Genomic DNA, 26595 nt, shown 5'->3' on the forward strand with positions numbered 1-26595 from the left:
GAGGAAATCAGTCATGTGGGTAGAAAGGTTAGCTCGTTTTGGATATGCAACCAAAGGATTTGTGTATGGGTTAATCGGCATCTTAGCAGTAATGGCAGCATTTACTTCGGGTGGAAAAACAACGGGTACTAAAGGTGCTTTGCGAACAATTTCAGCTCAACCTTTCGGACAAATATTATTAATTTTAGTTGCTGTTGGCTTAGTTGGATATGTGATTTGGCGATTTGTCGAAGCGATTAAAGATCCTGATCATAAAGGTTCAGATTTCAAGGGAATTGTGACAAGATTGGGTTATATTCTTAGTGGTTTGATTTATGCAGGTGTCGCTGTAAATGCGGCTCTATTCGCAATGGGATCGAGCAGTGGAGGCGGGGGCGATAGTAAACAAACGTGGACGGCTCGTCTACTTTCACAACCGTTTGGTCAATGGTTAGTCGGAACTCTCGGTGCATTAATTATTGGACTGGGTTTATATTATATTTATAAAGCTTATAAGACTAAGTTTCGCAAGAAGTTAAACCTAAGAGAACTCGATTATCAGCAAGAAAAATTAGTAGTCAATGTCTGTCGCTTTGGAATTACAGCGAGAGGCGTTATTTTTGTGATGTTAGGTTTCTTTTTAATTCAAGCTGCTCGACAATTTGAACCGAGTAAAGCACGGGGACTTGATGGAGCGTTGCACACTATCGCACAGCAGCCTTATGGTAAATTCTTGCTAGCGATCGCCGCTTTTGGTTTAATTGCTTATGGTATTTATATGTTGGTACAAGCGCGTTATCGCCACTTTAAAACAAATTAAGCACAAAATAGAGTAAGATCACAGCATCAAAAATAACTGTAAGTTGATTGAATTAAGCTAATGTCAGAAGGTTTTTTACTAAGTCGGGTTCTCTTGCGGTTTGAAGACAGTTCAGATGATTTAGTGGGTGAACTCTCCGCCGCTGCGATCACCCCAGATGGTAGTTTGTGGGTGGGTTCTGATGAGCTTTTAGGAGTCGAGCGACTTTCCCAGGTAGAACCGTTTGTTTTTGGTAATCACAAGCATTTTTCTCTTTTGGATTTTATTGAACTCCCCAATACTGAGGATGAAATTGATATCGAAGGAATGGATTATTCTCACGGTTATTTGTGGGTGATGGGTTCTCATAGCACAAAACGGAAAAAACCGAAGCGAAAAGATCCTGAAAAAGATGTTGAGCGGTTATCTGAAGTCAAGTCGGAGGCGAATCGCTATTTAATTGCTCGTATTCCGATTATTGATGGTAATTTAATTAAGTCTTGTACTTTGAAGGATGATCCTGAAAAAAAACGAACAGCTGCTCTTTTAGAAACGACGAAAGAAGGTAATATTTTAGTTGAAAGTCTTAAGTCTGATCCTCATATTGGTACGATTATTTCCAGTGGTTTACCCTCTAAGGATAATGGACTTGATATTGAGGGTTTAGCAGTGAGTAAAAATCTTCCGATCTTCTCGGGTTGAGAGGGCCTGTTTTGCGGGGTTTTGCGATCATTTTGGAGATCGAAGTTGAAGAAACAAAACCTGGTGTTTTAGCCCTAAAACCGATAGAAAAAGATGGACAACTCTATCGAAAGCATTTTATTGAGTTAGATGGATTAGGAATTCGAGAACTGTTTTTACATGATGGTGATTTAATTATTCTCGGAGGCCCAACGATGGATCTTAATGGGGCGATGCGAGTTTTTCGTTTAAAAAATATTGAAAAGCGAACTGAGGAAATGATCTATTGGCAAGAGTCAAAACATTTAGAGGTTATGTTTGATTTACCGATTAAGGTTGGGACTGATAAAGCTGAAGGAATTGCTCATTTTCCCTGTCTAGGACAATCGGATTCTGTGCTGATTGTTTATGATTCTCCCGCTCCTGAAAGAAGACCTAATGGTAATGAGTTACTGGCTGATGTTTTTCGTTTGAAGTCTGAATCCTAGAGATCTTTATCGTCAAATGTAGGTTAGGTTACGAAACCTGAACTCAGCAGCTTTTGTATTGGGTTTTACCTCGTTCGACTCAACCTACCTTGAGTTTAATGTTTAACAGGGTTTAACAACTGTAACGGAATAAGACTCTAGTTTTAAATACTTTTGGGCGAGTTTTTGTAAGTCTGAAGGTTGAAACGATTGAATTTCACTCGGATAAATCATTGATAATTCGGGTTTAGCTATGGTAAAATAATATCCATATAGGCCTGCTAGTTGAGCTGGAGTTTCAGTCGAAAAAGCGTAATCGTTGCAAAGTAAGCGTTGACTGCGTTTCAGTTCGAGTTCAGAAATCGGTTCGTTGTGCAGTTGGGTAATACAATCACAAATTAGAGTTTCAACGGTTTCAATCTGTTCGGTGTCTAATAAAGCGTTAATGGTCAATAGGCTCGATTGTTGTTGCAAAGAAAAGCAGCTTGTTAGAGAATGAACTAATTGCAGTTCCTCGCGCAACATCCTGATTAAACGAGAGGTTCGGCCTTCTGCAAGGATGACGGAGAGGAGATCTAAACCATAACCGTCTCGCAACTCGTTAACGTCTGGGCCTAGCCATGCAAGCGTTAATCTTGCTTGTTCAGCGTTGGGTAAGTGGAGTTCTTGACGACGGATTTCTTGAATTTTCGGTGAGGGCGTTAAGCCAATACAGGGACAACGTTGAGGCGTGGGAAACCCATCAAAAGCTTCTTTGATCGCTTTAAGAGCGCGGTGTTGTTTGACTCCCCCCACGATCACCACCGCCATATTTTCCGGTTGGTAGTGACATTGATGAAAACAGCGCATTTCTACGGGCGTTCGCTGCATTAGTTTTTCTTGGGTTCCTAATACTGAACGTCCATAGGGATGATGACTGTAGAGCGTTTCCATCATAGACTGAAATTCAATCCAGTCCACATCATCTTCAGCCTGACGAATTTCTTCTAAAACGACATCTCGTTCTCGGATAAACTCCTGATCCGGAATCGTTGCGTGTAAGAGTAATTCAGCAAGCGGGGGTAAAGTATCTTCTAGGTATTGTTCGGCTGTGGTGATGTAGAAGTGGGCGTAGTCGTGGCTTGTGGCGGCGTTGGTTACTCCACCTCGACTTTCAATTACTTCGTCAAATATTCCCGGGGCAATTTTATCTGTCCCTTTGAAGATCATATGTTCTAGGAAGTGAGCCATCCCTGACCAGGGTTCCGGTTCCTGAATCGCTCCGGCTCTGACCCAAACATCAACGACAACGACAGGAGTTGCAGAAATCTCCTGATGAATAACCGTTAATCCATTTTCTAATTGAAATAGACTTGCAGGAAACTCTAAAGCAGTTTGCTGTTGAAACAATTTTTAAAAAGTTAAACTTAGCTTAATCTATCTATATTATCGTTTTCCCTAAACTTGATTTGAGTATTTTGATACAATTTGTCTGAAATCGGAGAGATCCCCATAAAAAAATCATCCCAGGAATAGGATGAAGGTTAATTAAATTCGCCTTAGTGTTCCTGGAGATGACTGAATACACAAAGCTTAACGACTCTTAATTAAACAATTGGCTCTGGAGTTGGAATCGGTACAGGAGTCGGAGCTGCGATCGTCAGCGGATCGAAACCTCTGACAGGAATTAGTGAGTCTGGGTTGATACCACCTCCTTCTTGAGCGAATTGGTTTTCCGGTGGGAAAGGAACCACACTGGAAAGTCCCAAGGTCACTTGAGCTGCTTCTTCACTCGCCAACGTGATCGCCGGAATCGGAGTGGTTAAATTCTCCTGATTGTCTGTTGGCTCAACTCGAATCACATAAGTCTCTTCGATAGGAGCAAAACCGGTTAACGGGTCAATCGGGAGGGTCGGGGATAGGTTAGTAAAGATAAAGTTCCCACTGAAGTCCGTTGTTGTACTGGGTTCATCTCCTCCGAGTTCACCATCATCATCCAAGTCAATGTAGACTCTCGCGCCCTCAATTGGCGCATCTGGTGAACCCGTTATGGGATCAACATCGAGTAGAGAGTTGGCATTGAGGTCATTGAATACCACACCCGCAATACTATTTGGAACAGGCAGAACCGTTCCGGCTGGATTGAAGACCAATGTAGAGTTAATTTGGCGAGCCTCCTCAGGAATCAGTTCGACACCGATTTCGCCCGGAAATTCTCCAACTGGAGGCACCGGAGAGGTAAAGATATAGGCAGACGAAGGTAAGTCAACACCAAAATCGGCGACGAATCCTCGAGCAAATCGTTCAGGTTCTGTTCTGGCAATGAAGTTAGCGAAGGGGTTTTGCGGATCATCCCTTCCAGGAATCTCTGTATTGAGATTGGAAATGATGTAGAATCCATCGTCACCCGTTGTGGTTCTGCTGATATTCCCCTCTCCATCAACAATCTCAATATTAATTCCCATTTGTCCGGGTTCAGAAGGTTGAGGTAGACCATCACCATTGAGGTCACGAATCACCCGACCATAAACGCTATTGGGATCAATAACAGGAATATCCAGTTCATTGACAGTCGCAGCAGCCACAGGAGCTTGGATCGGGTTATCTCCGAGTAACTCAAATCCACCCGGAATTTCAGCTCGCAGTAAATAGGAGCCTGGGGGTAAGTCCCCAAAGAAATAGAAACCGGCTTCATTAGTGGTAGAAGAAGGCTCACTGGGTTCACGGAAACCACTGTTGTTGAGGTCAATGTAAACCGTTGCATCCGGAAAGCCTTCTGCAAGCGTGGGTTCACCGACATCTCCAAAAGGCTCGTAAATTTGATTTCTGTTGTTATCAACGTAAACCGAACCGCGAATCACTCCAGTTGTAGGGGCTGGGGTGGTCGGTGGGGTCAGGTTTGTGTTGAGAATGTTGACATCAATCCGTTCGTTGGGATCACCTGTCGTTGCTAGGGAGATGGGTACACCCACAGGTTCATTGAAACCGGGGATAGTCACCTGATCGAGGGTAAAGCTTCCTTCGGGTAAATCCGCAAAGGTATACTCACCGCTAGCATCAGTTACTATTGTTGGTTCACTATTCTCTAGGATGCCATCCCCATCACTATCTGAACCACTATCTGGTAGACCATTTCCATTTATATCCAGGAATACTGTAACGTTGGAAAGACCTTCACCGAGATCAAAAAAACTATTACCGTTAAGATCCTGAAATACTGATCCTCGAATTGTACTCACAATTTAACTCCTCCACCAAAGTATTGTACGAAGATGAGTCCCGTAGGACTGTATAATGTTGCAACCTAAATGGTATCGTACATATGCGCTCTCATAAATCAAGAGTGAACTCCATTCAGGCGATTGGTTGAACACTACCTGATCGTAGGCAACTATACCAGACTTTTCGGAAATCTGGCAATGCGTTCGAGTCGCCTATTCTCCGATAATTGAGCATCTGCCTATTCCCTTAATTTAGATTGTCACTGAGTTGCTGTTTGCCATTAAAGCTAAATCAGCACTCCCCCAAAATGACAGGAGTGCTGTTTGTGTCAATCTATCATTAATCTGACTCGACAATCATTAATAAGCATCTTGCAACTCATGGAAATCAGGAGAGATATAGTCTTTTCGCAAAGGCCAACCGACCCAATCTTCGGGCATTAAAATTCGCTTCAGATTAGGATGACCTTCGTAAACGATACCGTACATATCATAGGACTCTCGTTCCTGGAAGTCGGCCGCTTTCCAAATCCAGTAAACTGACGGAACTTTTGGATCATTTCGTGGAACAAATACCTTGACGCAAACTTCCTCAAGTTGTTCCACATGATCGTCAACTTTTACCAAATGATAAACACTAACGAGATCTTCACTGGGGCCAAGGTCATAGGCACATTGACACCGCAAATAGTTAAATCCGTTAGCGTAGAGGGCTGTAGACAGAGGAATCAGATAATCCCGACTCACCTTAATTATCTCTACTCCCGAGTGATCTCGTTGCAGAGATTCATGTTCAAATCCATTTTGAGCGAGCCACTGGGAAACTGGGCCTGCTTCTACAATTGCTGTTTCTTCAGTTTCAGCCACGCTGTTCCTCCTTGGTTTGTTCAGCTAACATTGCCGGGGGTACAGGCATTCCCATCGCTTCAGTGAGTTGCGGAGGTGGAGTTTGACGAGTGCTAGATTGTAAATATTGACCCGTTAAAATCGGTTCGACTACCTTCATTTGATGAGAACGAGTGTAGTAACGGTGAGTTTGTTGTAAATTTCCTCGCTCTTGTAGAGAATCATTGGAAATTTTCTTCCGCAATTTGATGATCGCATCAATGATCGCTTCAGGACGAGGCGGACAACCCGGGATATACACATCTACTGGGATTAACTTATCCACCCCTCGAACTGCCGTTGTCGAGTCCATACTAAACATCCCGCCTGTAATCGTGCAAGCACCCATAGCGATTACATACTTGGGTTCAGGCATTTGTTCATACAACCGCACCAATACAGGTGCATATTTCATGGTGATTGTACCTGCGGTGATCAACAGATCGGCTTGACGAGGACTCGAACGGGGAACTAAACCAAAGCGATCAAAGTCGAACCGAGAACCAATTAATGCTGCAAATTCAATAAAACAGCAAGCCGTACCATAAAGCAACGGCCACAAACTCGATAGTCTTGCCCAATTATATAGGTCATCAACAGTGGTTAAAACCACATTTTCTGACAGTTCTTGAGTAACTTGAGGTCGCTCGATGGGATTGATAATTTTTCCAGTTTCTGGGGAAATACTTTGGCTTGTCATAGTTTCTGTGCAATTCTAACTAACAACTACTTAAGACCATTCCAGTGCGCCTTTGCGCCATGCGTAAACTAAGGCAATTACAAGAATGGTAATAAAAATCAATGCTTCGATAAACGCTAACAATCCCAGCTTGTGAAAGGCCACCGCCCAGGGGTAGAGAAACACCGTCTCCACGTCAAAAATGACAAACACCAAGGCAAACATATAGTAGCGAATATTGAATTGAATCCAGGCACCACCGATCGGTTCGCAACCCGACTCATAGGTAGTGCGTCGCACACCCTTTCGGCTTTGAGGACGTACCAGCTTGGATGTACCAAGGGCAAGAAGGGGAACTAGGCTACAGATAATCAGGAAGCCTAGAAAGTATTCATAACCACTGAGAATAAACACGATGGCTGATTGACTGCTAGTGTACTATCAATTGTCTTTATACATTATAGGGGTGCCTTGGGTGAGTGGAGCAGGCTTTCTTCAGAAGTCATCAGAAGTCGTGAGGTTAGACGTTTTTTTCTCTCTCCCCATCTCCGTCTCTCCCCCATCTCCCTAGCCCTATTCCATTTTTTGATTGGCTTTGGTGAGATTCTGTAATATTATGTAATAGACATTTTAAGAATTAATGACTCCTCCAGGTTAAGCTATGAGCGATCAAGCTACTGAAGTTCAACCGCTAGATCAGTACGAATGTAGAGCCTGTGGGTACGTTTACGAACCCACCAAAGGAACTTCAATGGGACAAGTAGCGGTTTCGGCCGGAACACCCTTTGAAGAAATTCCCGCGGGCTGGCGCTGTCCAGTTTGTGGGGCACCAAGAAGTCAATTTTCCAACATTGGATCGAAAGAAGGGCCTTCTGGCTTTAAAGAAAATTTGAACTATGGCTTAGGTGTAAATACACTGACCTCTCAACAAAAAAACCTACTCATTTTTGGTGGACTAGCCTTAGGTTTTCTGTTTTTTATGAGCTTGTATGCTTTGAAATAAAAGCGACTTGAACCGATCTAAAACCCATGAGTTTAATGAAATTTTTGCGAAAAATTCTAGTTGTATTTGCTGTTATTCTCCTGTGTACCAGTTGTAAGTATCTGCCCGCCCTCAGTTATAACCCTTGGGAACTGATTCCCATCGCTACCGATGCCAATTTATTTGATGTCGCTTTTTCAGAACAAAACCCGAATCATGGTTGGGTTGTCGGTAGTAGTTCTACGCTGTTAGAAACAACCGATAGCGGGAAAAGTTGGGAAACAAAAGCCCTAGACTTAGGTGAAGAAAAGGTACGGTTAGCTTCGGTAAGTTTCTCGGGTTCTGAAGGATGGGTGGTCGGTGAACCTTCTGTTTTATTACATACCACCGATGACGGGAATTCTTGGACTCGCATTCAATTAAGTTCTAAACTTCCCGGTGCGCCTTACAAGATAGTTGCACTCGAGCCACAGTCAGCAGAAATGACAACTGATATCGGCGCTATCTATCGCACAGAAGATGGGGGTGAACACTGGAAAGCCCTAGTCGAAGAAGCCGTGGGAGTTGTTCGTAATGTCGCCCGTTCCTCTGAGGGTGAATACATGACTGTATCGGCGAAAGGAAACTTTTATTCTATCTGGACACCGGGATCAAAAGCTTGGGAACCCCACAACCGTTATAGCTCTAAGCGTCTAGAAAATATGGGCTTTGGGGAAGATGGTCGTTTGTGGATGATCGCCCGAGGTGGTGAACTCCGGTTTAGTGAACCCGAAAACCCGGAAGAATGGAGCGAAGCGATTAAACCTGAATATACCACCAGTTGGGGATTATTAGATTTAGCGTATCGAACTCCTGAAGAAATCTGGGTCAGTGGTGGGAGTGGAAACTTGGTGTGTAGTTTGGATGGCGGAGAAACTTGGCTTAAAGATAAACAAGTTGAAGATATTCCCGCTAACTTTAACCGCATTAAGTTTATTAACCCAGAAAAAGGTTTTATCCTCGGTCAAAGAGGAACGCTACTGAGATACACAGGTCAGCCCTCCCAAGCGGCAGTTTGAACTCTAAACTCAATCAAAGGAGATCAATTGCTCAATTGGGTTGTTACAAATTCACAAATTTCGTATCATAATACAGTGATAGGCGTTTAAGACCCTGAAAAACTTTTGGAATTGAAACGCCCAGATGCGAGACTAAGGAAATAGAGGATTCCCTTCCTTTAAGAACCGGGATAAAAATAGAACCAGCCTCTGTCAAACAGCAGGGGAGATTGGCTTTTAAAACCCTACTCTCAAAACGTAGTATAATTTCAAGTCTCTGAGTTCAAATTTGTAAACCGTTGTAATCAGGAGAATTAGATATGGCAGGTGATACCGGAGAGCGTCCCTTTGGGGATATTATTACCAGTGTTCGGTATTGGGTGATTCATAGCATCACCATTCCAGCATTGTTTATTGCAGGTTGGTTATTTGTAAGCACAGGTTTGGCTTACGATGCTTTTGGAACTCCCCGTCCTGATGAGTATTTCCCGACTCAAGAACGTCAAGAAATTCCGATTGTTACTGATCGCTTTAGCGGGAAACAACAGATTGATGAATATACTGGCAAGTAGTTTAAATTAGGAGTTTAATAACATGACTAGCAGTTCTAATCCCAATGAACCCGTAAGCTATCCGATTTTTACCGTTCGTTGGCTTGCTGTTCATACCCTGGCTGTTCCCACCGTCTTTTTCTTGGGTGCGATCGCCGCAATGCAGTTTATCCAACGCTAGGAGGTTTTTATGGAGCGTAATCCCAACCGGAATCGTCAGCCCGTTGAGTTAAACCGGACTTCTCTTTATCTGGGTTTACTCTTGATTTTTGTACTGGGTATTTTATTCTCTAGTTACTTCTTTAACTAACTAGAAGATCATTCTCAATTGAGCTGCTCGTTACGTCAGTCAAGCTTTGAAATAAGAGGTAAAAAATCGTGTCTGGACAAGCCCGAATTCCTTTATGGTTAGTAGCAACTGTTGCTGGAACTGGTGTTTTAGTGGTTGTTGGTATATTCTTCTATGGTTCTTACGTGGGTGTTGGTTCCGCCATGTAAGATAAAAGCCATCCGGCAAGGGATATATAGAACTTTGGCTTGACCAAAGTTTTTATATATTCAATAAAATCCCCCTCGACAACGAGCGGGATTTTTAATGTTTTGATGTAAAATTCGTGTTAACTCGGTTCAGGTATTGGTGCGGCATCTCGTTCGGCGATCGCCCGACGTAAAGCATAACGGGGATGAAGATTTTCTCCCGCCCAACCTGTAAACGTCCACACCACAGCCCGACTGACATCTCGCACGATCCGAACCTCTGACTCAGAAGGATAACCTTCCGTTGGAATCGGAACAGGAGTAAAGGCAATTCCCTGACTTCCAAACACAACCGAGGCGACTGCCATCGCCCTAGACATATGAAAATCTGAAGTGATCAAGTAAACATGAGAAATATCCCGTTTTTTCAAGTCTTCAACCAAAGTTGAAAAATTTGTCACCGTATCAACGGCACGATAGTCTAGATGGACTCGCCCTAAGTCCACTCCAGCTTGTTGAAAAATCTCAGTTGCGGTGCGGCGATCCACACCCGATGAAACCCAAACATCTAAGTGATTATGTTTTTTGGCAAATTCGGCGGTAAATTCTTCCCGATTGGGATTTCCACCCAACATCAGAATGGCTTGCGGTTCAGGGGTTTGTTGAAGTGCTAAGGTGGATCGAACTGAAATCACATTGGCTAAAGTTGTTAAGGCAACACCAACTGATAAAGCAGATGTTACGCCTAGACTGGGTAGATTGAAAGACTGAAAGAGTTGTTTAATATTCATATGACTCTTCTTAAACCACTTGCTCTCGTCAAAACAGCTTCTCAGAATTTTGAGAAATTGAGATGAACAAAGAGTGCTAAACTCTTGTTAAATCCACTCACACCTTTAATGCTGTTGCCTTGAGAATCAATGTTTCTAGGATAATATTAAGATCTCAGCCGTGACTTCCCCAATCAAGGGGATAAATCCTCACCCAAATGAGTGAAATTACACTGCTGTGATCTATCTGTTGAAACTAATGCTGACTCTACTTAATAATCTGTGGCTGCGATTCTCCATTGCTGCTGTTTGTGCAACTGTTAGCACACTCGTCTTGACCAATAGGACTAACGCGATTCGCTCTCCTGACAAAACCTCGACATCGGATAGCTTGTCGTTAACCTCAAGACAAGAACGTGATCTCCTCTCCACCGAAATAATTGCCACAGACTCCAGTTTAGCGCAACAATTAGCAAATACCTACCTAAAACGTGAACCTGTTGCTGCGTTAAGTGAGGATATGACGATAGAACAGGCGATTTCCCTACAAAAAGAATTTGTTCAAGTTCTCACTTCTCATTTAGGCCCAGTCGTGGGTTATAAAGCGGGACTCACTAGCCCCATCGCCCAAGAACGGTTTAACGTTACTCATCCGGTGCGGGGTGTTCTCCTCCAACAGATGTTACTCGATAATGGCGCTGTTGTTTCAGCTAATTTTGGGGCTAGACCTCTATTTGAAGCTGACTTAATGGTTCGAGTCGGTGATGATAGTATTAACGAAGCCACAACGCCTCAAGAAGTGCTTGCAAGTTTAGATGCGGTGATTCCTTTTATCGAACTGCCGGATTTAATCTATCAAAGCGATGTTAAACTCAATGCTGCGGCTTTAGTTGCTGTTAATGTTGGGGCGCGATTAGGAGTCTTGGGTCAACCTATCCCTCTGGCTGCTACATCAGAATGGGAAAAACGCTTAGGCAATATTCAAGTGATTTTGTTCGATGAAAGTGGACAAGAATTAGCCCAGGGCCAAAGTTCAGCTTTACTCGGACATCCTCTCAAAGCGGTGTTGTGGCTACGAGATCACTTAAAAGCCGCCGGGATACGTCTTCAACCCGGAGATTTGCTCTCTCTCGGGACGATTACCCCGTTAATGCCTGTGCAAGCAAAAACCACCATTCGCGCCCGTTATATTGGCTTAGAAGCTCAACCTGTGGAAGTTTCGGTCAGTTTTTCAGAGTGAACCCGCAATAAAAAGAAGGTAATACCTAAAAGAACGGGGTGCGATTAGAATGAGAGAGGCTAAATTAAGGGTAGTGTAGGGATGACTTTAATTACAGCAATTGGACTGCTGGCAGGGGCTTTAACCACCGTTGCTTTTTTACCACAAGTGATTAAAACCTGGAAAACGAAATCAACTCGTGATGTTTCCCTGGGAATGTTTGTGATGTTTTGTACGGGTGTCTTTTTGTGGATTGTTTATGGTGCTTTAATTGGCGACTTACCCATCGTTGCAGCGAATATTGTCACCCTGAGCTTGGCTTCAACAATTCTCTTTTTTAAGCTAAAATATCGTTAAGATTGAATGTAAATTGTTTCAACTCTATAAGCAAGATTTCTGAAATGGATTAGAAGTCTATTTTAATTTTCCAAAATTGCTACTTGTCTTTATTGAATTTTAACTTAGCCTGTGAGTATTTCTGTCTTCGACTCCGAACGTCTTCTGTTTACTCCGGCGACACCGGATATGAACGCTATTCCGATTATTTTTGCGTTTCCCAACGACTATACTGTGGGAATTACCAGTTTAGGGTATCAAATTGTTTGGGCGACTTTAGCTTTGCGTCGTGATGTACAAGTTAGTCGGCTATTTACAGATATTCACGAACCGTTACCGACTCAACCCGAATTACTCGGATTTTCGGTGTCTTGGGAATTAGATTATGTCAATATTTTAGAACGTTTAGAATTTCTCAATATTCCCATTCGTTCAGTCAACAGAGACGATTCTCATCCGTTAGTCTTTGGGGGAGGGCCTGTTTTAACCGCAAATCCTGAACCTTTTGCAGACTTTTTTGATCTGGTTTTATTGGGAGATGGCGAAGACTTATTACCCAATTTAATCACCGCTTATCAACAAGTCAGAACCGCCAACCGCGAAACAAAATTAAAACATCTTGCTCAAGTTCCAGGTATTTATGTTCCTAGTTTATATCAGGTCAGTTATGAAAGTCAAGAGGGTAAAATAACATCAATTGAACCGATAACAGCAGACATTCCGAGAATCGTTCAAAAACAAACCTATCGCGGAAATACCTTATCGGCTTCTACTGTTGTCACCGAAAAAGCCGCCTGGGAAAATATTTTCATGGTGGAAGTGGTTCGCAGTTGTCCGGAAATGTGCCGCTTTTGTTTAGCCAGTTATCTTACCTTACCGTTTAGAACAGCTAGCTTAGAAAACTCATTAATTCCGGCAATTGAACAAGGTTTAACCGTTACGAAACGGATTGGTTTGTTGGGGGCTTCTGTCACTCAACACCCTGAATTTAACGAATTATTAGACTATCTCAGTCAACCCAAATATGACGATGTTCGGTTAAGTATTGCATCTGTGAGAACCAATACTGTTACCGTTCAGCTTGCAGAAACTCTAGCCAAACGAGATACAAAAAGTTTAACCATTGCCATAGAAAGTGGCAGCGATAAAATTAGAAAAATTATCAATAAAAAGTTAGAGAACGAAGAAATTGTTCAAGCCGTTGTCAATGCTAAAGCTGGAGGATTAAAAGCCTTAAAACTCTATGGAATGGTCGGAATTCCCGGCGAAGAATCCGAAGATTTAGAAGCAACTCTGGCTTTAATGAAACAACTCAAAAAAGCCGCTCCTGGTTTGAAGTTAACCCTGGGTTGTAGTACCTTTGTACCAAAATCTCATACTCCCTTTCAATGGTTTGGAGTCAACCCAGAAGCCGAAAAAAGGCTGAAATTTTTAGAAAAAAATCTTCGTAAAAATGGAATTGAGTTTCGTCCAGAAAGTTATAAATGGTCAGTGATTCAAGCTTTAATTTCCCGAGGCGATCGCCGAGTCTCTCATCTGTTAGAATTAGTTAGAGGCTATGGTGAGTCTTTGGGAAGTTATCGACGGGCTTTTAAAGAGTTGCGGGGACAATTACCCGAACTCGATTATTATGTTTATGAGAACTGGCATCTTGATAATATTCTCCCGTGGCATCATCTACAAGGGCCACTCCCGGAAACAACACTGAAAAAGCATTTAGCGGAGGCAAATTCTCAGATCAAAAAACAGTCGAGTTGTACCCCAACCGCAGTATAATAAAGTTAGCCTAATTTTGGGCTAAATTCATCGGTGAATTCTGATGCTTGATTTAGGGAAATATAACCTTTTAGGGGTCAAAGTCAGCGCCATTGACTATGAAAGTGCAGTCAATCAGGTGATGAATGGGGCTAAAAATCATCAATCCCTGATTGTCGCCGCCCAACCTGTTCACGGGATTATGACGGCAGTTTTAGACAAAGCTTATCGCTATCGTTTAAACCGCTTTGATTTAGTTTGTCCAGATGGGCAACCTGTACGGTGGGCTTTGAACTTACTCTACAAAACCAATCTCAAAGATAGAGTTTATGGGCCGAATTTAACCTTATATGTTTGTGAACAAGCCGCCCAACAAGGGGCTAATATTTTTCTTTATGGTTCAACGCCTCAAGTGTTGGAAAAATTAGAGTTTAATCTTCAACAAAAATTTCCCAACCTTAAAATTTGCGGTGCTATTTCTCCACCTTATCGCCCACTCACTATAGAAGAAGATGCTGATTTTATCAAACAAATACAAACCTCAGAAACAGATATTCTATTGGTGGGTTTAGGCTGTCCTCGTCAAGAAACATGGGCGTTTGAACATCGAGATTTACTCAATTGTCCGATTCTTTGTGTTGGGGCGGCGTTTGATTTTCATGCAGGTAATATTCCTCAAGCCCCCGGTTGGATGCAACGAGGAGGCTTAGAGTGGGCATTTCGACTGTGGCAAGAACCGAAACGGCTTTGGAAACGATATGTTTTTCTCAATCCGTTGTACTTGATTCTATTATTTCTACAATTTATTGGGGTACTTCCCGTCGAAAAATGGTCGCAGTAAATTAGAAATACGTGGGATATCTGAGATGCTTCATAGAGTTCAGCATGACAAAAATTTTGAATTAATAAGCTCCTTTGCGATTGAAAACAACATGAACCGTTTTCCATAAAATCTGAAAATCAAGCAACAGTGACCAGTTATTAATATACATCACATCCAGACGAAAAGCATTCTCGAAATCAATAATATCTGAACGTCCAGAAACCTGCCACAAACCCGTAATTCCCGGTAAAACATTTTGTCGTGCAAAGTGATGAGGCGCGAATCCCTCAACATCTCGTAAAGGCAGAGGACGCGGCCCAACCAAACTCATTTGACCCCTGAGAACATTAATTAATTGCGGCAGTTCATCTAAACTATATTTACGCAAAAACTTGCCGACTTTTGTAATCCGAGGGTCATCTTTCATTTTAAAGAGAACACCGCCTTTAAGTTCGTTATTAGCTTCCAATTCTTTCATTAATTGGTCAGCGTTAATCACCATTGTTCTAAATTTCCACACCTTAAAATGCCGTCCTCGTAAACCCAAACGAGTTTGTTTGTAGAAAATTTGCCCCGGTGAATCTAGCTTAATTAAAACTGCAATTAACAGCAAAATCGGACTAATAAAAATTAACAGCAATACCGCAACCGTTAAATCAAATCCTCGTTTTAACCAGAAATCAGTTCCCATAATGGCAGGGGTTGAAAACTGAATTGTTGGCATTCGACCAATCATTTCAATTTGAGGGGATTGATAAGGCAATTCTAAGCCAACTGGTAATACTCGTAAGTTAATCCCTGCGGTTTTTAAATTCCAATAAAAAGACATCGGATTCGGAATAGATTGCCAAGAACAAACAAATACTTCTCCTACATCTTGTTGTTGAATATCTTCTAGAATTTTCGGCCAATTTTTTTGTCCTTCAATCGTCGATAAATCAATTTGACCCACCACTTGAAATTCTCGATTACTAATCAGTTTCAGTGATATTTTGGCAGCTAAAGTATCCCGAGGAGTTCCAATCAGAAAAATTTTGCGCGTTAATATTCCTTTGCTGCGAACGGTAATGACAGCTAACTCTAATAGAAAACGACCGAATAAAACAAAAACAACGGTAAAAATCCAAGCTAGAATAAAAAGAGAGCGAGACAAAAATATACCGGGTCTATAGAGAAAAGCTAACACAATTAAAATCACTTGTGCCAACGTTAAACAGCTTATTAAACGCAGAAAACGACGACGACTATCACGGCGACTATAAAGACCGGCGGCGGCGATAATACCAATGGTAATCGCTAATATAGGGAATAAGAAACCCGGTTGTTCTGGTGAACTTCCAATCAGATCAAAAGACCCAACACTTTTAAAAAAATTTGTGCTGATAACAATCCATTTAGCCGTTAACCATCCCAGGGAAATTAATAGAGAATCGCAAAGGCAAAGAATGAGATTTCGGACTAAAGCAATTGCGGCTCCTTTGTCCAGATGAAGTAGAATACTGGGAGCGCGTTGGTCGTTAAATTGAGCGTTGTCAACTTGAGGTTCACGTTTTTTTTCAGGGTTCGGCACATTCTTGAGCATGGTTTGATTACTCTGGTTTGAAAATAACATTGTTGAGAACAACGACTCTATTAACTATCAATAGAGTTTGATTTTATTTCTAATCAGAATTTAGATCCTAGATTAGATAACTTATGATTAATAAATGCAACCCTAATCACTTAATCTGCTAATACAATGAACCCAGTTGGGCTTCAATTGCAATCAATTCTAACAAACTTGAGTTAAGTTGAATCGTAAAATCAATAACTTTCCGATTATTGATGATACAATATCAAAAAGGTTGGAATATAAACAGCATCCTCTCCTCATTAATTTTTAGAGTGGAAATGTTCAATCCTGAGTTTGAGAGGATTAATCCCTTGTCTCCTAAAAACATCAGCTTATCTAAAATTAGGGATAGTGCTAGTTTTCCTATTCCTAACTGTGATCACAAATCTATCATACCAAATCCGAGTTGATTTCCCTACTTTTTTCTGAGATAATTTAATCAGTGATTCGGAATCAATAATTGTCCCTTCTAGTCTTTAAAATATAAATAAGTTTAAGGTTTTGTGAATTCTTGTCGCAATCGATAAACAATTGTATCACGATCCACTTGATTAATAATCTCTTGAATCACCGTATCAATCCCCGATTCTCCCCAAGTACAGCCTTGTTCGAGATAAACCTGAGCCGCCCGACCCACTGTATATGTTCCATACGCCGAGATCGAAGCTTGAGTCAAAGCCACACCCGCATAAGTCGAAATATCAGTCGCTAATCCAGCGGCACTTTTACCTAATCCTAATATTGCACCACTTCCCCACTCCGCGAGAATCATCCCACCCGCACTCAACAAAATCGTTCTTAAAAGCTGACTGGCTTCATAATTGGTAATCGGTAAACCATACAAACGAGCGAGAGAACGAATCAAAATCAAATCACTAATTGTGGTCGCTAACACATCAATAATAGCAATCGGATTAATAGCGATCGCGATCGCTTTATACTTAGTAAACTGCCAAATTAACGCCTCAGCTTCCGATTGCTGAAGTTTAATCGTCTGATGAGCAATTTGCTGTTCCGCCTCTCGCGCTTGTACCAACGCATTCAACGCCAAAAGAGAGCGCCCTTCAAGATGAAGAATATTAACAATCGCCGTTTTCAACTCGTCGATTTGAGGCGGAGGAGTCTCCCATTCTGAAGTCACCCGACCATCAGGCCATTCAACCCGCACTTGCACCGCAGCAGGTTCAGCCGCAACTCGTACCACTTCCAACAGAGAGGAGTCTGTTTTCGCCTGTTCTCCCTCTGTCAAGGGTGGGGTAGGAGAATCCCAGTTTAGATCGTCAAAATCGAAATCCAGGGCGTCGGGGGCGGTTAACCGTTGTAAATTGTAGTAAATCGCCTGTTGTTCGGTATCAGTGTAGAGGTCAACCTTATTAAAAACAACAATTAGGGGTTTTGTTGATCTTCGCAACTCACAAAGCGCTTCGTATTCCGTGCGAGTCAAATCCCCCGACACCACAAACAAAATCAAATCCGCCTGACGAGTCACATCTTGAGCCATTTCACCTCGAACCTGACCCCCCACCTCATCGAGTCCCGGCGTATCAATTAACTCCACCGGAATACTGTCTCGTTGGTCATCATACCGAGAAGGCACCGTCCAACGCACCGAACGAGGCCATTGAGTCACGCCGTTTAAAGGCCCCGTTTGCAAAATATGTTCTCCCAACAGCGCATTCAACACCGCCGACTTTCCCCGACTCACCAAACCAAAAACCGCAATTCGGATCAAACCCTGATCCAATTTATCTAAACTTGCAGCGAGAATATCCAACTGTGTTTTGAGAGTTGCTTGTAATTCTGGGGGGTTTTGTCGTTGGCGTCGTTTGTTAGAATACCGAGTCATCGCCTGTCGGAGACTGCGACGAGCGCGATCAAAATCCCAAGATTCAACAGAGTCAGAGGAAGTCATAAGATTATCGGACAATATCTTCTAGGGCAGGTTTAACAGTAGGATATTGGTAGTCAAAATTGTAGGATACCGTGCGTTTGGGGATCACTTGCTGACCTTCAAGCACCAACTTCGCCGAATCTCCCAACAGGGTTTCTAGAGCAAAATCGGGTACAGGGAGCCAAGAGGGGCGGTGTAAAACATCCCCGAGGGTATTACACAACTGTCCCATCCGAACGGGGTTAGGCGCGGTACCGTTAACCACTCCTTCAACTTCTGGATGCGTCAGCGCAAAGATGATTAAACTCACTAAATCATCTCGATGAATCCAAGAAAACCACTGTTTTCCGGAACCCAAAGGCCCCCCCGCAAACAGTTTAAATGGCGTTAACATTTTTGCCAAAGCCCCTCCCATTCCTAAGACAATTCCGGTGCGGACAATCACCAAACGAGTTCCCGCTTCTTTAACCTTTTCGGCAGCAGATTCCCAAGCTTGACAGACTTGAGCGAGAAAATCATCCCCAGGTGGACTGGTTTCATCAAATATTGCGGTTTCGCTGGTGCCGTAATAACCGACTGCCGAAGAATTGACCAAAACCGTCGGTTTAGAATCAGCCTGTTCAATTGCTTCGACGAGTTTTTCGGTGCCTTGCACCCGACTATTGATAATTTCTTGTTTGCGTTGAGGAGTCCAGCGTCCCTCTGCAATGGAAGCCCCTGCTAAATTAACCACACCCTGACATCCAGCGATCGCCTGTTGCCAAGATCCCGATTCTGTTGGAGTATAGCCGACAACTTCTAACTGAGGATAGGCAGAAGTGGGAAAAATACGCTGGGCGCGTTCGGGGTTGCGGGTGAATACTACCACCTGATGTCCTTCTTTGTGAAGCCGCTCAACCAAGCGAGTCCCGACAAATCCTGTTGCTCCGGTAATTGCTACTTTCATCAATTTATAACTACTGAGTGACTCAGTTCAGACTCGATATGCGATCAATCTCAACTTGTTTTTGATTATACCGAGCGACAAGACAACTCTCTGCTTTGTTGTCAATTCCTCGCCACTCATACACAATTAAAGCATTCACTCCCGGTTAGGAGATAGGGAGGTGGGAAATTGGGAGATGTGAGATCTTGCCTCACGACTTCTGACTATTTTGGGAACTCTTAAGATAAATAGAGACTGCGAACTGAAAACGGTGAACTTGAAAAAATGCCACTGAAGAAACTTAACGTGCTGGTTGGAGCTGCAACGGTCATTTGTGTGGGTGCTTTAACAAGTCTGCTTTATCTAAAAACAGCTAAAGTACGAGCTTATAGTGTAACCGAAAGTGCCAAGCTTGTACCCGCAGATGCTCGGATGGCAACTTTTATCTCGTCCACTCCAGAAGCACTGACTCACCTCAAGCAGTTTGGTACGCCAGAGGCGCGAACTTGGATCACTCAAAGTTTAACGACTTTTAAACAAAAAAGTTTAGCCGATACTAGCCTCAAATTTGATCGGGATCTTCAGTCTTGGATCGGGGGAGTGATGGTTGCTCTTTTACCGAATGAAGATGGACAAGAACCGGAAGATTTTGATGTGTTGATGGTTGTGGGTATCAAAAACCCGATCAAAGCTTGGCATTTTGCTCGTCAGTTTAATGATCAAGCCAATCTTCAACGTCAGCAACGAGACTATAAAGGTGTAGAAATTGTTGAGTATACCGAGTCAGAAGGCAGACGTTACAATGTTGCCGTACTCAGGCATCATATTATTGTCGCTGCCGATCCAAACGCGATTGAACGAGCGATTGATACAGCTCTAGGTGAAGCCTCTTTAGCGAGTTTAACGGGAACAAATCAGGCTTTTCTCAATAGTGTTGATGTTCCTAATCCGATTACCACTCTCTATATTGCAGAATATTCTACCTTTATCAAACAAATCACGGCTGATGTTTCCCCGTCTTCTCAATTATCGATGCAGGTTTTATCCCACATCAAGCCTGTTAAGTCTGTGGTTCTCGCCATTGGAGTTGATCAACTCGGAATTCATCTCAAAGCGATGACTCAACTCAATGATCGCGCCATCCGTCAATCTCAACAACCTCACCTCGATCCGCTCGTCACTCGCTTTCCCACGAAAACAATTGGATTAATTCAAACTCAAGGCATTAAGGAAATTTGGTCAGAAATTCTCACTTTAGCTGAAGACAATTCTGATCTCAATCGTGTTGTTAGACAAATCAAACGGGGACTGAATGCGATTAATTTAGATGCGGATCAAGATGTGTTTGGCTGGATGGATGGTGAATTTGCATTGGGGTTGATCGCTAACGATGAAGGAGTGCTGGCTCCTTTGGGCTTGGGCGGGGTGTTGATGCTAGAAACGAGCGATCGCCCTGCGGCCGAAAGAATGCTGACTCAACTCGATACAGTCGTCTCTGGGAGCAATCCTCCGGTGAATGTTGAACAACGAGCGATCGCTGGAGTCGAAGTCACTGAATGGAAAGATCCTCAACAAGGGACTTTATTTGGACATGGTTGGCTACAATCGAATTTAGTGTTTATTGCCTTTGGAGGGCCTGTTGTCGAAGCAATTACGAGTGAACCCCAACTCCCGATCACGGCCAATCCGCGCTATCAAAATGTGACGGAATTATTACCCCAAGCTAATCACAGCTATGTTTATCTCGATGTTGAGGAGCTAGTGACTTGGGCAACGGGTTATCTGATTGCGGCACCGGCGATCGCCGTTCAACCCAATGCTTTGGCATTGATCAACTCAGTTCAGGGGTTAGGAATTAGTGCAACTCGCCTCGATCAAGAAACCGCTAGAGTAGAAATGATTTTAACACTCAAACCAAAAAGAAACTAAAAAGTGACAGAGCAATCCGGATAACTGGGTAAGATGTTCTGTAGTTTGGCAAATATTAACTAACTGCCAGATTCAGGAGCATTGCCGTGACTGATTTGAACTCTGCGCTCAAACACACTTGTTTTAGTCTCAACTAGGGTTCAGCATCTAGAGAGAGTCATGCGCGAAATATTTTTAAACACAAAGATTCGGGAAAGGGAGTTTTGACTCCGCTAAACTCTAACAATCTACATTTTACTATTGCCGAAGACCATGCGTATTTTAATCTACTCCTATAACTACCATCCGGAACCGATTGGCATCGCCCCTTTGATGACTGAGTTAGCTGAAGGTCTTGTCAAGCAAGGTCACGAAGTCCGAGTCGTTACCGGAATGCCCAACTATCCCCAACGCCGCATTTATGACGAATATCAAGGTAAATCTTATCTAACTGAAGAAAGAAACGGAGTCAGTATTCAACGCAGTTATATCTTTGTTCGTGGCCCTGAACCGGGTGTATTGGATCGAATTTTGTTGGATGGAAGTTTTATTTTTACCAGTTTATTTCAAGCGATTAATGGTTGGCGACCTGATGTTATTTTTGCCACAGAACCCCCTTTATTAGTTTGTGTTCCGGTTGCTCTTTATGCTTGGGTGAACCGCTGTCCGTTTGTGTTAAATATTCAAGATATTGTTTCTGAAGCGGCTGTGCGTGTCAACCTGCTGAAAAAAGGAGGGCCGTTAGTCGCGATTGCTGAAATGTTAGAAAAGTTTGCCTATTGGCGAGCCGATCAATTGAGTGTAATTGCAACAGGATTTATTGAAACCTTAGAACAAAAAGGTGTACCCTCGAAAAAGATTAGTTATATTCCCAATTGGGTTGATACCGATTTTATTCGACCTTTGCCTAAAGAAAATAATCCCTTCCGAAAAGAGCATCAACTTGAAGATAAATTTGTGATATTGTATTCAGGAAATATTGCTCTAACTCAAGGTTTAGAAACGGTTATTCAAGCCGCAGCCAAATTAAAACATATTCCTGAAATTGCTTTTGTGATTGTCGGAGAAGAAAGAGCTTTAGGTCATTTACAAGAATATTGCAATACCTGTGATGCAACCAATGTCTGTTTGTTACCCTTTCAACCCCGTGAAAAACTACCAGAAATGCTCTCGGCGGCTGATATCGGTTTAGTTATTCAAAAAAGTCACGTTACCGTTTTTAATCTGCCTTCAAAAATCCCTGTTTTGTTAGCGAGTGGATGTGCAGTAGTCGGTTCTGTTCCTGATACTGGAACGGCAAAAGAAGCAATTGTTAAAAGTGGGGCGGGGGTGGTTGTTCCTCCAGAAGATGCAGAGGCTCTTGCGAATAGCCTTTTAGAACTTTATCACGATCCAGAACGAGTGAAAAGATTAGGTGAACGAGGTCGTAAATATGCCGAAGAATTCTTTTCTTTTGAGCAAGCTTTAAAACAGTACGAAACCTTATTTTCTGAGGTTGTTCCGACCGAAAAAGTTTCCCTATTCAAACCGATTATTAAGTCAAATTCCGACATCCATTAATTCAGGAGGAGATAGAAGTTATCTCTCGTTAAGAATAATTCATTGAAGAACAGCTATTTTTCAGTCAAGATCAGTTGATCATCAGTTGACCAACTGATCTTGACTTTTTTGGAAAAAAATGGTTTACCCTGATGGCTGAATAAATTTTTGTAATCTATTTCTGTTCTAATCGTTATCAGATTAATTGTTGCGATCGGGAATATTACTGTCACGAATATTGGTATCAGCATATCCACCTTAAGATCCAAATAAGACTTTAGCTCTATTCTGGGTAGAAACAAAAGCTAATCCAGAGAGACTTAGCATTTTCAGTTCAATTTGCACTACCTTAATTTGATTAAAGAAACTGTAAAGCAAACCGGGTGTGCCGTTGACAATCTCCTCTAGGGCGAGTTATGATAGATAAAACAATAGGGTGCGCTGCATAAAGTTTTGAGCAGTAGCTAGCAATCTGATCTAAGTTAGCCAAGTGTGGGTGTATCGCTACAAGTTCACAGACCGAAAAAAACCCCTATGTTTAAGAGTTTGACAAGGTGACGAAGGAATAAAGGTATTCTACTAAGCCGTTATTGGGTTGAATCTAACCGGAAACGTGCTTTCAATCTTCAGGGAAATAACAACTCGTTCTTTGTAAATTTTCTGTGAATTTTCTGTGAAATTTGATAATCAGGGTGAATTGGTATTAACTGTAGTGAATAGAATTTAGAGAGACTTGTAATACTGTTCATTACTGAGTTGCTTAATTAAGTATAAACAGAAATCTCCTTGATGTTCTGGCACTCAAATCTGAGTTGCCTAATTTTAGGTATGCAGAAATTGTGGAGAAATCCGTGCCTTAAACAACTCTAAAAAGCACAATTAAAGGGACTGGGAGCTGATATTGCATGGCAAATGAGGAACATCTTGCCCGACTCAAACAGGGAATTGAGATGTGGAATCAATGGAGAGAAAACAATCCAGAAGTCAAGCCCGATTTACGCGGTGTCGATCTCAGTGGAGCAGATCTCAGTGGAGCTAATCTATGGATGGCTGATCTTTGGAGTGCTGATCTCTGGGGAGCCGACTTGCGAAGTACAGACTTGAGTGACAGCAACCTCTGGAGAGCCGACTTGCGAGGTACGAATCTACGAAACGCCGACTTGAGTGGGGCTTATTTATGGAGAGCCGACTTGCGTGGTGCAGATCTCACCGGAGTTAATCTGATGGGAACAAACCTGAGTGAAGCCGACTTGTGGGGCGCTAACTTACAGTCTGCTAACTTGAGTGAAGCCAACCTCTGGAAAGCTGATTTTAGAGGGGTTTACCTCAAAGACACAATTATCGATCTGCAAACCAGTTGGGAGCAAAAATGGAAACTTGTTTGGCAAATTCTTAACCAAGGCGTGGAAGGATTAGATCTCGGAGAAGCCGATCTCAGAGAAGCCAATTTATGGAAAGCCGATCTCAGTCGAGCAAATTTGATCAATGCGGATCTGTGGGGCGCTGATTTGCGAGAAGCCAATCTGATGGGGGCGGATCTGTGGGGAGTTAACCTCAGTGAAACCGATCTCAGCCAAGCCAATCTCACGGGGGCGGATCTGTGGAGAGCAAACCTACGCGGTGCAGATCTCAGCCATGCCGACTTTAGCCAAGCCAACCTCACCGAAGCAAATCTACGAGCGACTCAAATTCTCGGAACAAATTTTGAGCGAGTCACCCTCACTGGTGCTTGTATTGAAGATTGGGATCTCAACAGTGCAACAAATCTAAAATTGGTGACTTGTGAATATGTTTATTTAAAAGACGATCAACAAGAACGGTGTCCACGTGATCCCAATAAAACCTTTGGTGTGGGAGAATTTACCAAGCTCTTTCAACCCGCTTTAGAAACAGTTGATCTGACCTTTCCCACGGGAATTGATTGGCAAGCTTTTTATCTCTCATTTCAAGCTTTACAAGCTGAATATGGAGTAGAAAATTTATCCGTGATTGCTCTAGAAATGACTGGAGATCAAAAATTACTGATTCGATTTAAAGTGTCTCCTTTTATCGAAAAATTAGAATTCGATTGGGTTGCAAATCAATTCTATAATCAACAGCTTAATCTGATTGAAAAGCAGTATCAAGAGCAAAATCAACTCAAACAGAAGACGCGAGAACAAGACCTCAAGCAAAGTGCGACTCTACAAGAAATTATACGTTTACTTGCTGTTCAGCACGATCATATGAGTATATAGCGCTACTTGAATCGGGAACAGGGAACACCGGATCAGGGAACAGTAGACTGTGAAAGGGTTTTAGGATCTAGAAATGTCCTAACTTAAATGCGTAGTGCTATAATAGAACAGAAGGAAACCCGTTGAAAAGCATATTATAGATTGTCAAAAGGGGGGAGATAAATTCGGATAATAAACTTTATTTTCAAGGGTGGAAATTGATCAATTTATTCGGAAAATAAGACGAGCCTGAAAACAGATGTAACTCTCGAAAATAGGTAAAAAATTCTCCGGATCAACGAAATAAACAAGCAAAAAACTCAATTAGAGACTGCTTCAAAGAGAGATTTTATCCGGATTATTGAAGCAAGCATCTTACCGTTTATTGATGACCAATCGACTCTAAGGAGGATAAGAGTTTGAGTGCTGAATCGGCCAAATTAGAGAGCTTAACTCAACAACTAGACACCCTCAGTCAACAACTTGCCACTGGTGATGTTGTTCTTAGCAATCCTGCTAAAGAAGGAAAACTTCATTTTTGTAATGGTCAATTGCTCTATGCAACCAGTGATTTTCATCGGGTACGACGTTGGCATCGGGCGCTCAAGAAAAATAGCCCCAACTGGAAACCCCAACCCAACTCTGTCTCATTCGATAGTGAGAAACCTTGGGAATATCAACTCCTCTATCAAGGTGTCGCTAACGAACAACTCACACTCACTCAAGCTAAAACGATTATCGGTTATGTCACCTTAGAAATTTTATTTTCTCTACTCAACTGCACGGATACCTTTTCTAAAGCTCAACCCTCTCCAGAAGCGTCTTCGGAAGTCTCCTTGGGTTTGGGTTTATCTTACAGCGAATTGGAGCCTGTCGTCAGTAAAGGATCACAACTGCGATCGCAATGGGAAGCCGCAGGCTTAGGTTCAATGAACCCTACAGAAGCCCCGCTACTGCGCAAACCGGTTCATTCCCAAACGCTATCGGGATGGGATAAATACCTCAACGGCAAATTTACTCTGTGGGATATTTCTCTGCGTTTAGGAAAGTCTGTGACATCCGTGACTCGCGCCTTACTCCCGTTGATCAAGAAAGGGTTAGTCCAGTTGCGAACGGTTCCGGATCTGCCTGCACCGACGTTTAACCTCAGAACCGCGAGTTGGGAGTCTACGCCGGGTGAGTCAGAAATCACATCAATTGAACCGGATCAACAGAAGCCTTTAATTGTTTGCATCGATGATAGTCCTGTGGTCTTTCAGGTGATGAAAAATATTCTAGAACCTGCCGGATATCAAGTGGTGGGACTGCAAGATCCAGTGCAGGCGATCGCACAAGTGGCAAGATACAAACCGGATTTAATTTTTCTGGATTTGGTGATGCCCGATGCGAATGGTTATACCATCTGTCAGTTTTTGCGAAAAGCATCTGCATTTAAAAATACACCTGTGATTATTCTCACCAGTCGGGATAATGTTATTGATCGCAGTCGCACAAAACTGATTGGTGCATCAGGATTTTTAGGTAAACCCCCTGATCCGGAAGAAACCTTAAAAGTTGTGCGTCGATACCTTTCCCAATCTTCTAATCCTACTGCGGAGGGAAATAACTATGGACTCGAAATTCGCAATAATTTTGAACTCGGTGTCGGTGAATTTTAGATCAAGTCAGTCGATATTAGCCGGGTAATGACTGAGTTTGTAGCCTGGGATAGACGGTCAATTTTTCCGGCATCAATACGATACTTAAAGCGGTCTGGGCGATCTTTGATTTTCCATCTAATCTTCATAAAAATTCGGCATTGATATCTCCTGTTTCGAGTCCATTTAGGGGAAACGAGCGTGAGCATCTACTCACTTTTTGAGGG

General features: G+C 42.6%; 26 protein-coding genes. 17 read left to right on the plus strand and 9 right to left on the minus strand.

Going from position 1 to position 26595, the window contains the following annotated elements; all coding sequences use genetic code 11:
- Positions 1-13 precede the first annotated feature (13 nt).
- From M595_RS04710 to M595_RS32855, 3 genes are read left to right on the plus strand one after another with little or no spacing between them, the layout of a single operon-like run.
- Complete coding sequence (locus M595_RS04710; RefSeq protein WP_023064896.1) at positions 14-799, plus strand: DUF1206 domain-containing protein; 786 nt, start codon at positions 14-16, stop codon at positions 797-799.
- Between the two features lie 60 nt (positions 800-859).
- A complete protein-coding gene (locus M595_RS32850) occupies positions 860-1480 on the plus strand; it encodes a DUF3616 domain-containing protein (protein WP_023064928.1) in 621 nt (206 codons plus the stop codon).
- Positions 1481-1512: 32 nt separating this feature from the next.
- Positions 1513-1947, plus strand: a complete 435-nt coding sequence (locus tag M595_RS32855) for a DUF3616 domain-containing protein (RefSeq protein WP_338041612.1) — start codon at positions 1513-1515, stop codon at positions 1945-1947.
- Between the two features lie 102 nt (positions 1948-2049).
- On the opposite strand, the gene M595_RS04720 is transcribed toward M595_RS32855, so the two are convergent.
- The 5 genes from M595_RS04720 to ndhC all read right to left on the minus strand — a co-directional run bounded on the left by M595_RS04720 (position 2050) and on the right by ndhC (position 7104).
- Complete coding sequence (locus M595_RS04720; RefSeq protein ID WP_023065008.1) at positions 2050-3315, minus strand: M16 family metallopeptidase; 1266 nt, start codon at positions 3313-3315, stop codon at positions 2050-2052.
- Positions 3316-3512: 197 nt separating this feature from the next.
- The gene (locus M595_RS04725; RefSeq protein WP_023064948.1) at positions 3513-5144 is read right to left on the minus strand and encodes a cna B-type domain protein; all 1632 of its coding nucleotides are present in this window, start codon (positions 5142-5144) and stop codon (positions 3513-3515) included.
- Positions 5145-5486: 342 nt separating this feature from the next.
- Positions 5487-5993 carry an NAD(P)H-quinone oxidoreductase subunit J gene (locus M595_RS04730; protein ID WP_023064920.1) on the minus strand — a complete coding sequence of 169 codons (507 nt, stop codon included), beginning with the start codon at positions 5991-5993 and terminating at the stop codon, positions 5487-5489.
- On the minus strand, positions 5986-6711 hold the full coding sequence (gene ndhK / locus M595_RS04735) for a photosynthetic/respiratory NAD(P)H-quinone oxidoreductase subunit K (protein ID WP_023064966.1): 726 nt from the start codon (positions 6709-6711) through the stop codon (positions 5986-5988). The genes M595_RS04730 and ndhK overlap by 8 nt, the downstream gene beginning before the upstream one ends.
- Before the next feature lie 30 nt (positions 6712-6741).
- Positions 6742-7104, minus strand: a complete 363-nt coding sequence (gene ndhC, locus M595_RS04740; RefSeq protein WP_040483590.1) for a photosynthetic/respiratory NAD(P)H-quinone oxidoreductase subunit C — start codon at positions 7102-7104, stop codon at positions 6742-6744.
- Between the two features lie 247 nt (positions 7105-7351).
- Here ndhC and M595_RS04745 point away from each other — a divergent pair, with 247 nt between their 5' ends.
- The 6 genes from M595_RS04745 to M595_RS29045 all read left to right on the plus strand — a co-directional run bounded on the left by M595_RS04745 (position 7352) and on the right by M595_RS29045 (position 9758).
- Positions 7352-7693 carry a rubredoxin gene (locus M595_RS04745; RefSeq protein WP_040483591.1) on the plus strand — a complete coding sequence of 114 codons (342 nt, stop codon included), beginning with the start codon at positions 7352-7354 and terminating at the stop codon, positions 7691-7693.
- 26 nt (positions 7694-7719) lie between these two features.
- On the plus strand, positions 7720-8730 hold the full coding sequence (locus M595_RS04750) for a photosynthesis system II assembly factor Ycf48 (protein ID WP_023064997.1): 1011 nt from the start codon (positions 7720-7722) through the stop codon (positions 8728-8730).
- A 299-nt stretch (positions 8731-9029) separates the two neighbouring features.
- Complete coding sequence (psbE, locus tag M595_RS04755) at positions 9030-9281, plus strand: cytochrome b559 subunit alpha (RefSeq protein WP_023065011.1); 252 nt, start codon at positions 9030-9032, stop codon at positions 9279-9281.
- Positions 9282-9303: 22 nt separating this feature from the next.
- On the plus strand, positions 9304-9441 hold the full coding sequence (psbF, locus tag M595_RS04760) for a cytochrome b559 subunit beta (protein ID WP_023064978.1): 138 nt from the start codon (positions 9304-9306) through the stop codon (positions 9439-9441).
- 9 nt (positions 9442-9450) lie between these two features.
- A complete protein-coding gene (psbL, locus tag M595_RS29040; RefSeq protein WP_023065014.1) occupies positions 9451-9570 on the plus strand; it encodes a photosystem II reaction center protein PsbL in 120 nt (39 codons plus the stop codon).
- Between the two features lie 68 nt (positions 9571-9638).
- A complete protein-coding gene (locus M595_RS29045; protein WP_023064980.1) occupies positions 9639-9758 on the plus strand; it encodes a photosystem II reaction center protein J in 120 nt (39 codons plus the stop codon).
- A 119-nt stretch (positions 9759-9877) separates the two neighbouring features.
- Here the strand turns inward: M595_RS29045 and M595_RS04765 are convergent, their stop codons facing one another.
- Positions 9878-10528 carry a YdcF family protein gene (locus M595_RS04765; RefSeq protein WP_023064970.1) on the minus strand — a complete coding sequence of 217 codons (651 nt, stop codon included), beginning with the start codon at positions 10526-10528 and terminating at the stop codon, positions 9878-9880.
- Positions 10529-10766: 238 nt separating this feature from the next.
- On the opposite strand from M595_RS04765, the gene M595_RS04770 reads away from it, so the two are divergent.
- The 4 genes from M595_RS04770 to M595_RS04785 all read left to right on the plus strand — a co-directional run bounded on the left by M595_RS04770 (position 10767) and on the right by M595_RS04785 (position 14658).
- The gene (locus M595_RS04770) at positions 10767-11747 is read left to right on the plus strand and encodes a 2-keto-4-pentenoate hydratase (protein WP_023064929.1); all 981 of its coding nucleotides are present in this window, start codon (positions 10767-10769) and stop codon (positions 11745-11747) included.
- Positions 11748-11828: 81 nt separating this feature from the next.
- Complete coding sequence (locus M595_RS04775) at positions 11829-12083, plus strand: SWEET family sugar transporter (protein ID WP_023064964.1); 255 nt, start codon at positions 11829-11831, stop codon at positions 12081-12083.
- A gap of 168 nt (positions 12084-12251) precedes the next feature.
- Positions 12252-13838, plus strand: a complete 1587-nt coding sequence (locus M595_RS04780; protein ID WP_375339233.1) for a B12-binding domain-containing radical SAM protein — start codon at positions 12252-12254, stop codon at positions 13836-13838.
- A gap of 43 nt (positions 13839-13881) precedes the next feature.
- A complete protein-coding gene (locus tag M595_RS04785; protein WP_023064944.1) occupies positions 13882-14658 on the plus strand; it encodes a WecB/TagA/CpsF family glycosyltransferase in 777 nt (258 codons plus the stop codon).
- Between the two features lie 61 nt (positions 14659-14719).
- Here M595_RS04785 and M595_RS04790 read toward each other — a convergent pair whose 3' ends face one another.
- The 3 genes from M595_RS04790 to thyD form a co-directional block, all read right to left on the minus strand.
- Positions 14720-16222 carry a sugar transferase gene (locus M595_RS04790; protein ID WP_238987024.1) on the minus strand — a complete coding sequence of 501 codons (1503 nt, stop codon included), beginning with the start codon at positions 16220-16222 and terminating at the stop codon, positions 14720-14722.
- Between the two features lie 523 nt (positions 16223-16745).
- Complete coding sequence (locus M595_RS04795; RefSeq protein WP_023064984.1) at positions 16746-18164, minus strand: GTP-binding protein; 1419 nt, start codon at positions 18162-18164, stop codon at positions 16746-16748.
- 4 nt (positions 18165-18168) lie between these two features.
- Positions 18169-19089: a thylakoid membrane protein ThyD gene (gene thyD / locus M595_RS04800; protein ID WP_023064963.1), complete on the minus strand. Its 921-nt coding sequence runs from the start codon at positions 19087-19089 to the stop codon at positions 18169-18171.
- A 264-nt stretch (positions 19090-19353) separates the two neighbouring features.
- Between thyD and M595_RS04805 the strand changes: the two genes are divergently transcribed.
- The 4 genes from M595_RS04805 to M595_RS04825 all read left to right on the plus strand — a co-directional run bounded on the left by M595_RS04805 (position 19354) and on the right by M595_RS04825 (position 26389).
- Entirely contained in the window at positions 19354-20997 is a 1644-nt protein-coding gene (locus tag M595_RS04805; RefSeq protein WP_040483594.1) for a DUF3352 domain-containing protein, read from the plus strand.
- 252 nt (positions 20998-21249) lie between these two features.
- Entirely contained in the window at positions 21250-22536 is a 1287-nt protein-coding gene (locus tag M595_RS04810) for a glycosyltransferase family 4 protein (protein ID WP_023064916.1), read from the plus strand.
- A gap of 884 nt (positions 22537-23420) precedes the next feature.
- Positions 23421-24752, plus strand: coding sequence for a pentapeptide repeat-containing protein (locus M595_RS04820; protein WP_023064996.1), 1332 nt, complete (start codon positions 23421-23423; stop codon positions 24750-24752).
- Between the two features lie 398 nt (positions 24753-25150).
- Positions 25151-26389 carry a response regulator gene (locus tag M595_RS04825; protein WP_023064954.1) on the plus strand — a complete coding sequence of 413 codons (1239 nt, stop codon included), beginning with the start codon at positions 25151-25153 and terminating at the stop codon, positions 26387-26389.
- Positions 26390-26595: the final 206 nt, after the last annotated feature.

This window comes from Lyngbya aestuarii BL J, assembly GCF_000478195.2.
GTDB lineage: Bacteria > Cyanobacteriota > Cyanobacteriia > Cyanobacteriales > Microcoleaceae > Capilliphycus > Capilliphycus aestuarii.

Bases quoted from the DNA above. Each gene is read 5' to 3' on its own strand.
- M595_RS04710 (WP_023064896.1), top strand. From the start codon at position 14: ATGTGGGTAGAAAGGTTAGCTCGTTTTGGATATGCAACCAAAGGATTT.
- M595_RS32850 (WP_023064928.1), top strand. From the start codon at position 860: ATGTCAGAAGGTTTTTTACTAAGTCGGGTTCTCTTGCGGTTTGAAGAC.
- ndhK (WP_023064966.1), bottom strand. From the start codon at position 6,711: ATGACAAGCCAAAGTATTTCCCCAGAAACTGGAAAAATTATCAATCCC.
- M595_RS04745 (WP_040483591.1), top strand. From the start codon at position 7,352: ATGAGCGATCAAGCTACTGAAGTTCAACCGCTAGATCAGTACGAATGT.
- M595_RS04750 (WP_023064997.1), top strand. From the start codon at position 7,720: ATGAGTTTAATGAAATTTTTGCGAAAAATTCTAGTTGTATTTGCTGTT.
- psbE (WP_023065011.1), top strand. From the start codon at position 9,030: ATGGCAGGTGATACCGGAGAGCGTCCCTTTGGGGATATTATTACCAGT.
- psbF (WP_023064978.1), top strand. From the start codon at position 9,304: ATGACTAGCAGTTCTAATCCCAATGAACCCGTAAGCTATCCGATTTTT.
- psbL (WP_023065014.1), top strand. From the start codon at position 9,451: ATGGAGCGTAATCCCAACCGGAATCGTCAGCCCGTTGAGTTAAACCGG.
- M595_RS04765 (WP_023064970.1), bottom strand. From the start codon at position 10,528: ATGAATATTAAACAACTCTTTCAGTCTTTCAATCTACCCAGTCTAGGC.
- M595_RS04770 (WP_023064929.1), top strand. From the start codon at position 10,767: ATGCTGACTCTACTTAATAATCTGTGGCTGCGATTCTCCATTGCTGCT.
- M595_RS04775 (WP_023064964.1), top strand. From the start codon at position 11,829: ATGACTTTAATTACAGCAATTGGACTGCTGGCAGGGGCTTTAACCACC.
- M595_RS04780 (WP_375339233.1), top strand. From the start codon at position 12,252: ATGAACGCTATTCCGATTATTTTTGCGTTTCCCAACGACTATACTGTG.
- M595_RS04785 (WP_023064944.1), top strand. From the start codon at position 13,882: ATGCTTGATTTAGGGAAATATAACCTTTTAGGGGTCAAAGTCAGCGCC.
- M595_RS04790 (WP_238987024.1), bottom strand. From the start codon at position 16,222: ATGCTCAAGAATGTGCCGAACCCTGAAAAAAAACGTGAACCTCAAGTT.
- M595_RS04795 (WP_023064984.1), bottom strand. From the start codon at position 18,164: ATGACTTCCTCTGACTCTGTTGAATCTTGGGATTTTGATCGCGCTCGT.
- thyD (WP_023064963.1), bottom strand. From the start codon at position 19,089: ATGAAAGTAGCAATTACCGGAGCAACAGGATTTGTCGGGACTCGCTTG.
- M595_RS04805 (WP_040483594.1), top strand. From the start codon at position 19,354: ATGCCACTGAAGAAACTTAACGTGCTGGTTGGAGCTGCAACGGTCATT.
- M595_RS04810 (WP_023064916.1), top strand. From the start codon at position 21,250: ATGCGTATTTTAATCTACTCCTATAACTACCATCCGGAACCGATTGGC.
- M595_RS04820 (WP_023064996.1), top strand. From the start codon at position 23,421: ATGGCAAATGAGGAACATCTTGCCCGACTCAAACAGGGAATTGAGATG.